The following is a 15,403-nucleotide window of genomic DNA, read 5'->3' on the forward strand; positions in this document are numbered from 1 at the left end:
GAAACAATGCCTGCGCTGTTGAAATATTGTTTTAATTAGAGGGTTTCGGACTAATTGTCTGACGATTTAGTATTTAAATATTAAATATAGGTAAGTTGTATTTTGCCGAGGGCGTCTCGTTTTTTCGAACTTATTAGTATGTGTGCCAGTGGATTGATATCAGATGGATTTGCAGTGGGTTTTAGAATTTGACGACTGCTTCGCAGCCGAACGCAGGCTGCGCCAGCTGCTACAAGGATTGCGGTGTACGCGAAACCTGTAGCAGCTGCCGAGCAGCGCGAGGCTGCGTTCGGCTGCGAAGCAGTCGCCTGGGTATTACAACCAACACGCATCCCAAAGCGGATAATCATGAACACGCGTCACCAGACCCGCTCGAATCGGGTTGGCCACGACATACCTCGCAAGATCTTTCACATCCTCCTCCCGCCGAACTGCACGATCGTGATAGCCCTTCTGCCACAACCGCCCTCGCCGCCCTAACGCCTGATTAACCGCAAAACTGCTCCGAGACTTTATTCGGCACATCAGCTCCGCCAGCGTCCTGTCGCGCAACTGCACCAGGCAATGCATATGATCCAGCATCACAACCCACGTCAAAAAATCAGCCCACTCCTCTTCCTGCGCCCTACGCAACTCCCGAACAACCAACCTTCCCAATCGCCAATCAATAAAAAACGGCTGCCGTTGCTCAACGACAGCCGTCAGCAGATAAATACGTCCTGACTCAGAAAAACGGACGGGGCGTAGCAGTCCCACATTTGAACAAACAGGCATTCCATTGCCTCCAGATCCATTGAAAGGAGGCCAGAAATCTACAGCGTTGCCACCCTGCCCGACTGACCGCAATCGCTACAAGACATGAACCCTCAACTCCCTGTCCGAATCTTGTTCCACACCCGCGTCCGGATCCGGTCGATGTTCAGCGGCATCGCCTCCAGCGCGAACAGCTTGCCCATCATTTCCGGGCTTGGATAAACCTTGGTGTCATTTTTGATGGCCGGGTCGATCAGGCTGTCGGCTTGTTGGTTGCCGTTGGCGTAGTGCACGTGGTTGCTGATGCTGGCCATGACGTCCGGGCGCAGCAGGTAGTTCATGAAGGCGTAGCCGGCCTTTTCGTCCGGGGCGTCGGCGGGCATGGCGACCATGTCGAACCAGATGGCGGCGCCTTCCTTGGGGATGGCGTAGCCGATGTCGATGCCGTTGTTGGCTTCTTTGGCACGGTTCTCGGCTTGCAGGATGTCGCCGGAGAAGCCGACGGCCACACAGATGTCACCGTTGGCCAGGTCGCTGGTGTATTTGGACGAGTGGAAGTAACTGACGTACGGCCGCACTTTCATCAGCAGCGCTTCAGCCTTTTTATAGTCTTCCGGGTTCTTGCTGTGGTGCGGCAGACCCAGGTAGTTCAGCGCGGCCGGCAACAGTTCCGGACCGTTATCGAGAATGGCGACGCCGCACTTTTGCAGCTTGGCCATGTTCTCGGGCTTGAAGATCAGGTCCCAGGAATCCACTGGCGCATTATCGCCGAGCACGGCCTTGACCTTGGCGATGTTGTAGCCGATGCCGGTGCTGCCCCACAGGTACGGAAAGCCGTGTTCGTTGCCCGGATCGTTGGTTTGTAACGCGGTGAGCAGTACCGGATTGAGGTTCTTCCAGTTTGGCAGCTGGCTCTTGTCGAGCGTCTTCAGCGCCCCACCCTGAATCTGTCGCGCCATGAAATGGTTGGATGGAAACACCACGTCGTACCCGGATTTGCCGGTCATCAACTTGCCATCAAGGGTTTCGTTGCTGTCGTAGATGTCGTAACTGAAGGCGATGCCGGTGTCTTTCTGGAAGTTTTTCGTGGTGTCTGGGGCGATGTAGTCCGACCAGTTGTAGATCTTGACGGTCTCGGCTGCATGGCTGAGGGACGCGATGAGTGCAAGGGGTGCCAGGGTCAATGTCTTTCGGATCATGAGTCGATTCCTGTATGGGGCTGTTTTTATTGGCAGGCAATCAAAAGATCAAATTCAAAAAGTCAGAAAATCAAAACGTAGGTCTTGCGCACGGTTTCCTGGATGTCCCAGATACCGAGGCTGTTGGCCGGTAACATCAGTGCATCGCCAGCTTCGATGTAGAGGGTTTCACCGTCGTCCGGGGTGAAGGTGCAGCGGCCCTGGATGAAATGACAGAATTCCTGCGCCACGATCTGCCGGCGCCAACGGCCGGGTGTGCATTCCCAGACGCCGGTTTCGACTCCGTCGTCGCGTTCGACGCTGGTGGTCGAAGCCACCGCCACCGGCGTTCCCAGCGGCACGGCGACGGGGTTGGACTCTTCCATTTCCAGTGCTGCGGTGTTCTTGAATTGCGTGATGCCCATGGGAGTACCTGTGTGTTGAGAAACGCGGTTTAGTGCATGAAACCTTCCATGAATCCCGCCACCTTGCTCGCCAGTTTGCGGCGCCAGGGAGCCGTGGCGGGGTTGGCCAAGGTCTGGTCTTCGTGGACGAAGCTGCGGATGATCGCGTTGTAACCGAGCCAGCGGCAGGGTTCCGGCTCCCAGACCCTGAGCGTGTCGAGACCGCCTTGGGGGATAACCCACGGCTGACGAACCAGTTCGGTATCGCGTTCGAGTATCAGATCAGCCAGGGTTCTCCCGCCCAGGTTGCTGGCGCCCACGCCTTCGCCGCCATAACCGCCGGACAGGGCAATGCCGCTGGCCTGATCGCAGAGCATGTGTGGCTTGAAGCGCCGGGACATGCCCAGGTTGCCGCCCCACGCGTGGGTAATTTGCGCATTCTTGAGTTGCGGAAAGAGTTCGCCGAACAGATAACGGCGCAACTCCACTTCGCTGGTGGTGAGGTCAAAATCATGGCGCAACTTGCCGGCAAATTGATAGCCGCCGCGTGCGCCGAACACCAGGCGATTGTCCGCCGTGCGCTGGCCGTAGGTGACCTGCCGGCTGCTTTCGCTGAAGGCCTGGCCGCGGCTCAGGCCGATTTCATCCCAGGTTGCCGCGGACAGCGGTTCAGTGGCGACAATCAGGCTTTGCACCGGTAACTGATAGCGGCCCAGTGGCGGCAGCGTGACTGAATACCCCTCTACCGCTGGCACGATCCAGCGACTGCGAACCTGTGCCTTGTCAGTGCGCAAACTTCCCGACTGCCAGTGTGTGACCGCACTGTTTTCATAGATATTGACCCCCATGCGCTCCACCGTCCTGGCCAGTCCTCGCACCAACTTTGCCGGGTGGATAGTCGCAACGTGCGGTGCATAGATACCGCCATATGGCTTTGCAATTCTGATCTGTTGCGCCAGCTGCTCGGGGCTGAGCCAGCGATAATCGCTTTCGTTGAGGCCTTGGCTGTAAAGCGTGTCGAGGTAGGCCCGCAGACTGGCTTCCTGCTCGGGATAACGCGCGGCGCAGTACAGCACGCCGCCTTTGCGATAATCGCAGTCGATACCCTCACGTTCGATGACAATTTCCACTTCATCAGGAATGCTGTGCAGCAGGTCAAAGGATTCGCGACGTTGTTCTGCTGGCAAACCGGCCAGTAAACGGTGCTCGCCCAACAGATTGCCCATCAGCCAGCCGCCGTTACGACCCGACGCGCCAAACCCGGCGGTTTGCGCTTCGATGATGGCAATGTCCAGGCCCGGCGCGAGGCGCTTGAGGTAGTAAGCGGTCCAGAGTCCGGTGTAGCCCGCGCCGATGATGGCCACGTCGACGTCCAGGTCGTGTTCCAGCGCAGGACGCGCCAGCAGGGGCTCATCGAGTTGATCCATCCACAAACTGATAGTGCGCCACGCCGACATGCCAGACTCCGCCACTCAAACTTCGATGGCGTCGATCCTAGTGCGTGGGCTCAGGGACTGTCGTGCGCGCGTGCACGCAAAGAAATTTGTTTGACGTACGCCTTGGGCGACAGCCCCGTGTGCTGGCGGAAACAACTGTAGAACGCGGATAACGAATTGAAGCCGGCGGCAAACGCCAGTTCATCAATGCGTAACGGTGGCATGGCAGCGTCGAGAGCGGCGAGTAAATGCTGCAACCGCGCCCGATTCACGTAGCGATAGAAACTCTGGCCCAACACCTGGTTCAGCAGGTAGGAAATCTGATTGCGACTGTACCCGCACTCTTTCGCCACTCGTTGCAAGTCGAGTTCGGGGTCCAGGTAAGGCTGCTGACGCTCGAAGTACTGTTGCAGGTCTTCAGCCATGAAACTCAACTGTCGTGGTGAAAGCCCCAGACGGCGGGCGGCCGGGCGCAAGCTTGCCGCAGTGCTTGTCAGCGGTTGTTCGCGCACCAGGGACGCGTATTCGTTGACGCGCCAGATCAACCCGTCGCGCACCGTGATCGCCTCACTGGAACGGAACGACACCAGCCCCTCACCGCCGCGCAACGTCATCTGGTACTGGATGAACGCGGTGTTGCCGTCCAGGCGTATGCGGTCCGAATGCTCCAGCGCTTCATCCGGGTTGCGCGGCATGCTGCCGCGCACGTACTCGCGCAGTTCGTCCAGAGCCATGACCCTGTTCTGGAAAAAATCGTTGTACTGAATGTCCGGGTGATACAGCGCCATGACACCGTCCAGATCCCGGTGTTTCCAGCACAAGTGGTAGCGCATGACCGTCTCGCCCGTGGCCTGGGTTTGCAGGGGGCCATCATCATCGGCGTGCATAAAGGACTCGACGAAAAAAAGCCGAGCTTGCCGAAGTTCTGTCACACCTTCAATGATTTGACCTGATCGGCGTAACGCCGAGTGAGGCCCGGCACATGATCCACATCAAAAAAACACTACCAATCGCCAAACGGACTGAAAAAAATCACATGGTTTTCACATCTGGATGCTACTTTTAAAGTCAGTCACCGGTTGAGCCAATGAAGGCTCTTCCCTCCTAACATGAGCTAAAGGAAGCGCTCGATGATGAAGGCGGGCAACATATGAATAAAGGGTTTAGCAAAGTTACGTTTCCAAACGCCTGCCAGCTGATGCGCTGGCATTTTCATCCCATGGGATTTGAGGCGAGCATGGACGCGCCGGGCAGCATGATTGCCCGTCTGTTTGACCGCGCCAGTGGCGAGACCATGATCGCCATTGCAGGCATTCCTTGCGCTACCGTGATGAATGCCGCGGATGTAGAACGAATAATTGAAGCCGTGGAAGACGAGCTTGAGTCTTTCATTCCTCCCGAGGCCCTCAAGAGTTACGCCTGAAGGCCTGACACCCAGCAAAAAGCCCACTTTATGTGGGCTTTTTTGTGGGACTCGGCTTCACGCCAGCTTCTTATCCTGGCGATGGTCAGCGAAGAACGACTTGTCCTTGCCAACCCTGTCCGACGCCTTGGGCATATTCGCTGCCTGCGAGTCTTGACCCTCGACGTACCAGTAGCAATGACTCACCGCCCGGGTGATGCCGACATAAGCGAGCCGCAGGATTTCGTCTTTCTGTGCGTTGTCATACGCCTCGTTGTCACCCGCCTTGCCAAGTCCCGCCATTCGATAGACCTGGTTTTTGTAAGGAGAACTGGTCAGGTGCTGGCAATCACCCAGCAAAAAAACCGCGTCAGCTTGCAGGCCTTTGGCGCTGTGATACGTCAGCTGTTTTAACCGACGCGCCTCATACGGCAAGCTAGAATCCACATTAACTGCTGCTTGAATATGCTGTTCTATCAACAACTTATCGCTGCTTTTTCGATAAAGCATCAGGATTGAATCACCCTGTCGGTAATGCTCGCTCAGGCGTTGAGCCATGCTTTGATCGTCCCGATCCATTACGTTTACCGGTACCAGTGCCTTGGATTCACCGCTGGCCTTGGCCTTCTTCCCGGCGATCGAGGGCGCAGCACGGACGATATGCTCGGCAGCATCAATGATGTGTTGATGGCTACGGAAGTTGTCGCTGAGCATCACTTTCGTCGTGCTCGGCGACGGGAATTCCTTGTTGAATTCCATGAAGTACGTCGGCGAACTGCCGCGCCAGCCATAAATGGACTGCCAGTCATCGCCGACGCAGAGCAAGGACGAGCGTTGCGCGCCACGCCCCACGTGCATCGCCGGGCCGCGACTGCGGATCTCGGCCAGGCTGGCGCGAATCCACGAGACAATCTGCGGCGATACGTCCTGAAATTCGTCGATCATCAAGTGAGACAAAGGCCTCAACAGCTCGTCACTGAGTAATTTCAGGTTTTCCGGAGAATGCTCGCTGAACAAGGCAAACATCCGGTTGTAGGTCATGACCGGTGGCTTTTGATCGAGCAAGTGATCTTCCAGGGCGCGCCAGAACAGGCTCAAGGCCTCGAAGAAGAACCGGTCCGGGTCATCCTTCGCGAAGCTCATCTGGCCGACAGCGTTCGGGACATCCAGCCCCAGGTTTTCGATAAACCCGGCGGCAGCCACAAAACAGTCCAGCAAGGGTGCCGACCCCAGCTCCCCTTTGACCTTGTAACCGAAGCCGGGCCCGGCGCTGGCATCACCCGCGAGGGACGCCAATACACGCTTGGAAGATTCATAACTATCTAGCCATATCAATGGTTTACGACAAAAAGCTTGAAACAGGGTGCGCTTCACGGCCCATTCCGCACGAACGGTTAATTTGGCATTCGGGCGGCTGACTTGTGGATTTTCCCGAGGGTCAAACCCGAGAATCACCCAGGCATCCAGCGTCGGAATGTAACCGTGACAATGAAAGGTCGAACCATTGATGTCGAAAGTCTGCCGATTGGGCTCGATGCCCGTGATCGGCCAGGCGCCGGCGCGAAACCACAGGTCTTCAACCGTGTCGCAGAGTTCTTCATCACGTTTGGCCGCCAATTCAGTCACCGCCATGCGTTTCTGCACGTCAGGGTGATCGCGCTCCAGCTCCTTGAGCTGCAGGGCGTGACGAGACAAGGGTTTGATCAGTTCGCGGAAACGCTCATCGCGGGTGTGCAGGCTGTAAAAACAGGCATTGAGTTGCTGACGCTGGGCGTCGTTGATGCGCAGGTCGAAAGGATTGCTATCGACCTCCTCATCGCCGTTTTGCACACGATTGCTGAGGTTTTCGAATGCTTGCAGACGCTCGAAACCCGGCAGGCTGCGTACCATCGGCAAGATACGCGAGTGGAAAGTGCGCACCAGATCCCGCGCCTCTTTGAGGCTCAGCGCCCGGCCCCACAACGCAAACAATTCGGTCAGCTTATTAATGAAGTCTTTGCGCGACTCTCGGGTAAAGGTCACCACGGTCATCGAACTCAGCTCGAACCCCAGGTAATGGCTCAGCAGCAAGATACGCAGTACGAGCGTCGTCGACTTGCCCGCGCCGGCCCCGGCGATCACTGATGTCGAAGGAGTGTCGCTGAAAATCATCTTCCACTGGGCGGCGCTTGGCTGGGCGTGGGGTGGTAGCAACCGGGCAACATCGGCTTTCATGCGCTTCTTCAACTCGGCACTCAACGGCAGGCGCCAATCGTCGAACAAGTTGTGGTCAACATTAGGTGACCGGTGCTCGGTGGATCGCGAATCGCGGATCAACAGAACCTGTCGTCCCTCTTCCAGACCCTCCAGCTTCCCTTCTTTATAGCCGTAATCCACTCCGGCGCTGTGACCACTGCGAAAGCCATCGGCTTGCCCATGCAGCCACGACGCCCGGTGTTGCGCGCGCAGGCGAGTAAGGCCATGACCAAAAAACCGCGCGGCCAGACGCTTGAGCAAGGGCATCTCGGCCAGGGGACGAAGTTCGGGAGGAAGATCGGGGGTGTGTTGCGGCACGCGGGCTGACTCCAGGGTGTGAGGCTGACGAGGCCTATGGTGTCCGTATTTACCGTTGAGTTCTAGTGAAATGCTTACAGGTCATTGGCTTATACGATGAAGTGAAGGCTGGGTGAGAACGTTTCGAGGTTATTTGACATCAACTAAATCGATCATATTGAGGCATTTTTTACGCTTTTTATCGATGGATGCCTGATAGATGATGCCCGCCATCAACCACCGGTTCTTGTTTCGTGGCTCAGGCGCTCTGCCCCATGACGAACCTTTTCAGGAGACGATCATGCTTGAACTCAGACCTTTCAACTCGCTGGGCGGCGCCCATCATGGCTGGTTGGATGCCCATCACCACTTTTCGTTCGCCGAGTACCACGACCCGAAACGTATGAACTGGGGCAACCTGCGCGTCTGGAACGACGACGTGATCGCCCCCGGCACCGGGTTCCCGAAGCATCCGCACCGGGACATGGAAATCATCACCTACGTTCGTGAAGGTGCAATCACCCACGAAGACAACCTGGGTAACAAGGGTCGCACCGAAGCGGGCGACGTCCAGGTCATGAGCGCCGGCACCGGGATTGCCCACAGCGAATACAACCTTGAGGTGGGCGAAACCAGGATCTTCCAGATCTGGATCATCCCGAATGAGTCCGGCCTGGCACCTTCCTGGGGCGCCAAGCCTTTCCCTAAAGGCCAGCGCGAAGGCTTCGTGACCCTGGCCAGCGGCAAGGCGGGTGACGATCAAAGCCTGCGCATCCGCGCCGATGCACGGCTGGTGGCGGCGAACCTGAAGGCCGGTGAATCCGCCGAATATCGCCTGGACAGTGGCCGACGCGCTTACCTGGTTCCCGCCACCGGCGTCATTGAAGTCAATGGCTTGCGAGCACAAGCTCGAGACGGTGTGGCAGTGGCTGATGAGCAGGTGTTGCGAGTGACTGCGGTTGAGGACAGTGAAATCGTGTTGGTTGATCTGGCTTGATCGGGTAAATGCGGGGCAAAAAAAGGGGCGGCCGTTATGGTCGCCCCCTTTTTTCATTTATAAATGTTGGTGACTGTGCCGACGCTATCGCGAGCAGGCTCACTCCCACAGGGTAATGCGCAATCCTTGTGGGAGCGGGCTTGCCCGCGATGAGGCCGTCACTTACTTCGCAGAAATCGCGCCATCCACCAGGGTCTGAGCTTCTGCAACCAATTGCTTGAGGTGTTCGTCACTGACGAAGCTTTCGGCATAGATCTTGTAAATGTCTTCAGTGCCCGAAGGACGTGCCGCGAACCAGCCGTTCTCAGTCATGACTTTCAAGCCACCAATGGCCTGATCGTTGCCCGGCGCGTGGCTGAGGATGCTCTGGATCGCTTCGCCGGCCAGCTCGGTCGAGGTGACCTGGTCCGGCGACAGCTTGCTCAACAAGGCTTTCTGTTCAGGGTTGGCCTTGGCGTCGACGCGTACCGAGAACGGTTCGCCGAGCTCGTCGGTCAATGCACGGTAGGCCTGGCTCGGATCGCGACCGGTGCGAGCGGTCATTTCTGCGGCCAGCAATGCCGGAATCAAACCATCCTTGTCGGTGCTCCAGACGCCGCCGTCCTTGCGCAGGAACGAGGCACCGGCGCTTTCTTCACCGCCAAAACCCAGAGAACCGTCGAACAGACCGTCTGCAAACCATTTGAAGCCAACCGGCACTTCATACAGGCGACGGCCCAGACGCTTGGCCACACGATCGATCATGCCGCTGCTGACCACGGTTTTGCCCACGGCAGCGTCGGCGCGCCACTGCGGACGGTTCTGGAACAGGTAATCGATAGACACGGCGAGGTAGCTGTTCGGTGCCAGCAAGCCGCCGGACGGCGTCACGATGCCATGGCGATCGTGATCCGGGTCGCAACCGAATGCCACGTCAAAGCGTTCTTTCAGACCGATCAGGCCTTGCATGGCGTGGCTGGACGATGGGTCCATGCGGATTTGCCCGTCCCAGTCGACCGTCATGAAACGGAACGTCGGATCAACCTGTTTGTTGACCACTTCGAGGTCCAGACGGTAATGCTCGGCAATCGCCGACCAGTAGCGCACCCCCGCTCCGCCTAGCGGATCGACACCCAAACGCAGCTTGGCGTCACGGATGGCGTCGAAGTCGATCACGTTGATCAGGTCGGCGACATAGGTGTTGAGGTAGTCGTGGCGATGGGTCGTGCTGGCCTTCAGTGCCTGCTCGTAGCTGATGCGTTTGACGCCGGCCAGCTTGTTGCCCAGCAGTTCATTGGCCTTGGCCTCGATCCACTTGGTAATGTGGGTATCGGCCGGCCCGCCGTTGGTGGGGTTGTACTTGTAGCCACCGCTTTGCGGCGGATTGTGCGACGGCGTGATCACGATACCGTCCGCCAGGCCCGACGTGCGACCGCGGTTGTAGCAGAGAATAGCGTGAGAAATCGCCGGGGTCGGCGTGTACTCGTCGCCCTCGGAGATCATCACGGTGACGCCGTTCGCGGCCAGCACTTCCAGGGCGCTGGCACCGGCCGGCGTGGACAGCGCGTGAGTGTCGATGCCGACAAACAGCGGACCGTCGATGCCTTGGGCCTCGCGATACAGGCAGATCGCCTGGCTGATCGCCAGAACGTGCCATTCGTTGAAACTCAGGTCGAACGAGCTGCCTCGGTGTCCGGACGTGCCGAAGGCTACGCGCTGGGTAGAGATGGCGGCATCAGGCTGGCCGGTGTAATAGGCCGTTACCAGTCGCGGGATGTCTACCAACAATTCTGCCGGTGCCGGTTTGCCCGCAAAAGGACTGAGTGTCATGCAAAACCTCTGAAATAGAGTGGTTCAGGAATAGGAACGCAGTTTACTGGCAGTTTGACCGCAGCGCGACGTTATCGATCCCGAGCAGAATGTTATCGATCTTCAAAGCCCCGGCCCTGCTCAATCGATTGATTCCAGGCGCAACGCATCGCCCAGCAAACCCATGGCTGCCGCAAGGTCGTGGTCGCCACCGAAGGTATGACTCAGGCGCAAGTGTTGCGCGTGCAACCCGTAGAGGCTGAACAGTTCTCCCGGTGCGATCACCACCTGATGCTTGAGCAGGCGCTGGAACACTCGCGGCACATTGACCTGGCGCAAAGACTGCACCCAGATCGTCGCACCGCCCAAGGGTTCGACGAAGTGCAAGGCATCGCCGAGACGCTCCTGCAGCAGCTGTGTCATCTGCGCCTTTCGGTCCTTGAGCAGCCGTCGCAATACCAACAGGTGCTGATCGATTCGCCCGTTGCTGTACAGCCGTGCAATGGCTTTCTGGCGAATCGGAGACAAGCGGAACGAACGCAATAAAAAATGCCGCTGCAGTTCGGTGCTCAGTTGTCGCGAGAGCAGGTAGCCGTAAGGTGCTTCAGGTCCGATGGATTTTTCGAAGGTGGAGAAAACGATCAGCCGATCAGGGTTCAACAGATCGCGAAACCGCAGGCCGTCGGGCTCGAATTCCAGTTCGCCGTAGCAATCGTTCTCCAGCACCCAGCTGCCATGCCGCTCCAGTAGCTGAGCGGTTGCTTGCCTGTTACTGCGGGAAGGCACGCTGCCGCGAGGCATATTGACGCCGGATGAAAGCATGACCAGCCGAACCGGTTCGGTCTCCAGCAGTTGCGTCAGTTGCTCAAGATGGAGACTGCCATTGGCCTGCAAGGGCAGCTCGATAACGTGCACATCAGCCTCCTGGAGCAAGCGCAGAATTGTCCAGTCACAGGGTGATTCGACGACAACCGTGGCGTCTTTCAGACACAGCACAGCGATCAGTATCTCCAGCACACCACGCAAATCGGCGCCGATATAGACATCATCGGCGTGCCAGCAACGCGCCGGAGAGGAGGTATAGCGTGCAGCCAGGGCGGCGCGCAGCTCCAGTTCACCACAAGGTTGTGAAGTCGGTTGTGGCTGGCGCGGGTACTGACGCAGCAGTTCTCTTTCAAGCAGCAATAACGGGCTGTCCAGCGGCTGTAACAACGCCGGCTCATCCGCGCTCAACACCAGCATTCCCGGACGCCTGGCGTTCACGTACACCGTCTCGAGCAGATCGTTGCCGCTGCTGAGCGGGCGAATGGCCGACACGGGCAGCGCGTAGTAGCCGGATTTGGCGACCGAATACACCCGCCCTTCCTTTTCGAGCAGTGAATAGGCGTACTGAATCGTCGAGATCGACACGCTCAAACGGTCCGCCAATTGACGCAATGAAGGAAGGCGGACTCGCGTGTCGCTGACCGGCTCGCTGATGAGGTTAGTCAGGTAACGATACACCGCCTGATATGCGAAGTCGGTTTCGCGGGGTCCTTTCATGGGCAATGACCGCTATGCGCGCGGCGGCGCTTATGGGGGAATCCTGTAAAACCAGGCACTTTCAGCGACCCGTTGATCGTTCGCCATTCGCGGCGGCGCCCGCATCGAGCCCCGACGCCTGCTCAACCGCCTCGTCGATTGCCGCGCCAGGTTCCTCGCCCCTTGCCACAGGCTCCATGCGATAGAGCGTGCCGATCAAACTGACGGGCAAGCCGCTGACGTCGACCATCCAGTGCTGAACCTGCTCAGGCGCCGGGCTGCCCTGCATCGCCCGGTGCAGATCGGGCAACGCGACAAGCATGCCGGGGTGGCATTGGCGCAGAAAACGCTCCAGCGAGGCGCCGTTATCGACGAAGGGCGCGAACAGTAGACACACCAGTTGGGCCTCGCTCAAGCCGAGGGTCGTCTGGGTCTCGGCCGTCGCCAGTACGCGCCGGTCGGACATGTGTGACGGGGAGCCAAACGCCTCCATTGCCTGCTCGCAAAACCGCTCGGGAAGCTGCTTGCGACGCATCATGACCAAGGCTCGCTGGACGTATTCGGCAACACCCGCTTCATAAGGGCGATCATGAACAAAACAGGCTTCCAACCCACGAACGTGCGCTGAAATCGAAAGGCCGACGAATTCGTTATCGCTGGGCTGCGCGGCCACTTCGTCAGGTTGAAAACCAAGGAAGTCGGTGAGCAGTGGCCAGCGATCTTCCAGATTGCTGACCAGCATGTCGTGAATGTCGATGAAGGTCGTGCGCCGACACGCCTCAAAACACTCGGCCGGCCGCCACTCGGCCTGGCCGTGCTCAGGATAAAACTCGCGGTAACAATCGCTGCCGATCTCGTCCAGTCGTGCGAACAGCTCCTCGTAACCGGATTCCGGGTAATTCGATGCCTGGAGTCCGGCCTTTTGGGCTGCCCTGTTGAATCCATCCATGAACTGCTTTTGCTGGCGAGGCGTATCGCTGCTGACCAGCGCATCGACGCCCCGGTCCCAGCGGGAGATTTGCCCATAAAACTCGCCGGCGGCGAGGTATCCGTCATCCCACAGGTCGAGCGGGCCGGTCCAGGTCCGCCGGTGACCCACCATCAACAGATTGAGACGATTCGACTCCCGGCCTGCTTCGGAAACCGGCGCCAGGTGACTGAACGGCAAGACTTCCCGGTTATCGACCATCAACACTTCCACGCGCGGATCGTCGTAAAGAAATAACGCACTGCAACTGTGATGGATGTTTTCAAGGGCGGTCGAGCTCGCCCAATTCGAGCGAAGGGTCGCCACTCGCAGCTGGAAGGTTGCAGGCGCCCGACCGGCGATGCTCAGTTGCGCCGCACGCAGCAAAGCAAGTGTGTAGCAGCTGTCGCGGGTCCCGGACTGGATCGCCAGCACCTTGTAATCACCGATACGCTCCATGCCACCTGCGGCGACGACCAGACGCTGAATCATCAACTGCAATGCGGTGCGTTCGGCGCGTGAGAAAAAACTCAGCAAGCGCTGCAGTACTTGCTGATAAACATAGTTCATTGCCTGTTCATGGGTATGGGTCATCATTGTTTACCTGTTACGCATAGGTTCGATGTCACGCAAACAACTGTATGCATTGCGCAAACGGCTGGCTGTCATGATTAAAGTGTTGTGCTTGATATCAAATGCTAACACTTAGTTTTTGGTAATTATTTGAAATGAATAGAGCTTGTTTGTGATTCTGTCGACGAGCGATCCCTGCAAAGGCCCGCAGAGCAAGCGTCCTGCGACCGATCGAGAAATCCTAGGAAATATCCGACAGCGTCCCACAGACATGTAGCACGAGAAATAAAGAAAGAAGTCGCCATTAATTTTTCGTCAATTGTTCGATAAGGCGTTATTTGTTGAGTTTGTATTGCCGGAGCGCGATGAAAAGTATCTGCCTGATACCCAGCCATAGCTCATTCCTTGAGATGAAAGTAATCATTCAATTATCAGGGCTTACATGATGATTAGAAGATACAGATTGAGAGCAAAAACCAGTTCAGTTGCTGAACTGCCCCGTCACAGGTTGACGGAACGTCTCGGATTTTCGGAGGGAGAATGAAAAAGTCCGTGCAGGCACGGACTTTTTCAGGGGCGTTACGCCGGTTCGACCTGGAGGGCGACCCGTTCGCGACACGGGCATTCGTCCATGTAGCGGTGCGCCTCGACAAACTCGGAAAACGGGAAGACCCGAGTCTTGAGCGGCAGCAGCACGCGGTCAGCGGTCAACTGGTTGATGTCGCGCAGGGCACGTTGCAGCGCGACCTGGTCCTGGATGATGCCCAGTTCCGGCTTGCCGGTGAAGTTGCCGATGCAGTGCACGAAGAACTGGATGTTCTTCTGGAACGCTGCGCAGGCCGGGAACGGCGTCTGGTTGCCGCCTTGCAGGCCGTACAACACCAGGCTGCCACGAGGCGCAAGCACATCGCCGAGCAGTGACATCTGCGGGCCGCCGAGGCCATCGAACACCACGTCCACGCCGCGGTTGTCGGTGATTTTGTTGATCCGCATGAGCAGATCTTCTTCCTCGGTGACGATTACTTTTTCGGCACCCAGAGACAGCAGGTATTCACGTTCTTCAGCCGTCTTGGTGGCGGCAATTACCCGCACACCCAATGCCTTGCCCAATTGCACAAATGAAGGACCGGCACAGTGGCTCGCATCAGTCACCAAGGCAAATTGCCCGGGCTTGACTCGTGCCAGATCGGCGTAAGCGAAGTAGGCGATCAACAGCGGCGTGTAGTGCACGCTGGCTTCAATCGGGCTGAGCACGTCCGGGTAGCGGGTCAGTGCCGAGCGCGGCAGGACAATCTGCTCGCCGTACACCGGATAGTCGTTGGGGCTTTCAGCCGGGAAGCTGGCGACCTTGTCACCGACTGCCAGGTCATCGACGCCCTCGCCGACCGCCGTTACTACGCCGGACATTTCATGGCCAAGGCCTGAAGGCAGACGAGCGTGGGACGAGGCCAGATTCTGGCGCCAGAGAATGTCATACCAGCTGATGCCAATCGCCTCGACGCGCACCTGCACTTCGCCCGGCGCAGGGAGAGCGGCCGCATGCTCTTCGCATTTGAGCACCTCGGCTGGACCAAACTTGTGAAAACGGATCGTGCGGGACATCGCAAACCTCGTCAAAGAAACCTCTAATGCCCTGAACTCTATCTGGGCTTTCTACCCAAGACTATCAGTGGCTATTAATAGTCGACATGCCTGTCATTGATTCCGCAGCATCCAAAGGATCAACGGTTGTCGTAAAAATATAGAGTAGCTGTTCCAGGGAAACTGAATTATTCGGTGCAGAGTAGCAGCCTTTCCCCGTAAGATTCATGCCGGCCATTGTTCTCATATGGCCGCTCTCGTCAAGCTTGAT

General features: G+C 57.7%; 12 protein-coding genes. 2 read left to right on the forward strand and 10 right to left on the reverse strand.

The genetic code is table 11. The features are described 5' to 3' along the window. Positions 1-315: 315 nt before the first annotated feature. The 5 genes from ACRC4F_RS15475 to ACRC4F_RS15495 all read right to left on the reverse strand — a co-directional run bounded on the left by ACRC4F_RS15475 (position 316) and on the right by ACRC4F_RS15495 (position 4,658). Positions 316-774: an REP-associated tyrosine transposase gene (locus ACRC4F_RS15475; RefSeq protein ID WP_438660101.1), complete on the reverse strand. Its 459-nt coding sequence runs from the start codon at positions 772-774 to the stop codon at positions 316-318. A gap of 92 nt (positions 775-866) precedes the next feature. Further along, complete coding sequence (locus ACRC4F_RS15480) at positions 867-1,952, reverse strand: polyamine ABC transporter substrate-binding protein (protein WP_438660102.1); 1,086 nt, start codon at positions 1,950-1,952, stop codon at positions 867-869. Positions 1,953-2,014: 62 nt separating this feature from the next. Next, positions 2,015-2,356, reverse strand: coding sequence for a cupin domain-containing protein (locus tag ACRC4F_RS15485; RefSeq protein ID WP_438660103.1), 342 nt, complete (start codon positions 2,354-2,356; stop codon positions 2,015-2,017). A 29-nt stretch (positions 2,357-2,385) separates the two neighbouring features. Continuing rightward, entirely contained in the window at positions 2,386-3,792 is a 1,407-nt protein-coding gene (locus ACRC4F_RS15490; RefSeq protein WP_438660104.1) for an NAD(P)/FAD-dependent oxidoreductase, read from the reverse strand. Positions 3,793-3,842: 50 nt separating this feature from the next. Continuing rightward, entirely contained in the window at positions 3,843-4,658 is an 816-nt protein-coding gene (locus ACRC4F_RS15495; protein ID WP_438660105.1) for a helix-turn-helix domain-containing protein, read from the reverse strand. 263 nt (positions 4,659-4,921) lie between these two features. Between ACRC4F_RS15495 and ACRC4F_RS15500 the strand changes: the two genes are divergently transcribed. After that, complete coding sequence (locus tag ACRC4F_RS15500; RefSeq protein ID WP_438660106.1) at positions 4,922-5,194, forward strand: DUF1652 domain-containing protein; 273 nt, start codon at positions 4,922-4,924, stop codon at positions 5,192-5,194. 57 nt (positions 5,195-5,251) lie between these two features. On the opposite strand, the gene ACRC4F_RS15505 is transcribed toward ACRC4F_RS15500, so the two are convergent. Continuing rightward, positions 5,252-7,726, reverse strand: coding sequence for a UvrD-helicase domain-containing protein (locus ACRC4F_RS15505; protein WP_438660107.1), 2,475 nt, complete (start codon positions 7,724-7,726; stop codon positions 5,252-5,254). Between the two features lie 280 nt (positions 7,727-8,006). Here ACRC4F_RS15505 and ACRC4F_RS15510 point away from each other — a divergent pair, with 280 nt between their 5' ends. Next, complete coding sequence (locus ACRC4F_RS15510; RefSeq protein WP_438660108.1) at positions 8,007-8,702, forward strand: pirin family protein; 696 nt, start codon at positions 8,007-8,009, stop codon at positions 8,700-8,702. Between the two features lie 162 nt (positions 8,703-8,864). On the opposite strand, the gene pgm is transcribed toward ACRC4F_RS15510, so the two are convergent. From pgm to ACRC4F_RS15530, 4 genes are all read right to left on the reverse strand, one after another. Continuing rightward, positions 8,865-10,511 (reverse strand): phosphoglucomutase (alpha-D-glucose-1,6-bisphosphate-dependent), encoded by a 1,647-nt coding sequence (gene pgm / locus ACRC4F_RS15515; protein WP_438660109.1) that lies wholly within the window; start codon positions 10,509-10,511, stop codon positions 8,865-8,867. A gap of 120 nt (positions 10,512-10,631) precedes the next feature. Then, positions 10,632-12,032, reverse strand: coding sequence for a PLP-dependent aminotransferase family protein (locus ACRC4F_RS15520; RefSeq protein ID WP_438660110.1), 1,401 nt, complete (start codon positions 12,030-12,032; stop codon positions 10,632-10,634). 61 nt (positions 12,033-12,093) lie between these two features. Next, complete coding sequence (locus ACRC4F_RS15525) at positions 12,094-13,572, reverse strand: hypothetical protein (protein ID WP_438660111.1); 1,479 nt, start codon at positions 13,570-13,572, stop codon at positions 12,094-12,096. A gap of 558 nt (positions 13,573-14,130) precedes the next feature. Continuing rightward, positions 14,131-15,153 carry a zinc-dependent alcohol dehydrogenase family protein gene (locus tag ACRC4F_RS15530; protein ID WP_438660112.1) on the reverse strand — a complete coding sequence of 341 codons (1,023 nt, stop codon included), beginning with the start codon at positions 15,151-15,153 and terminating at the stop codon, positions 14,131-14,133. Positions 15,154-15,403: the final 250 nt, after the last annotated feature.

It is taken from the genome of Pseudomonas sp. (assembly GCF_051660785.1).
GTDB lineage: Bacteria > Pseudomonadota > Gammaproteobacteria > Pseudomonadales > Pseudomonadaceae > Aquipseudomonas.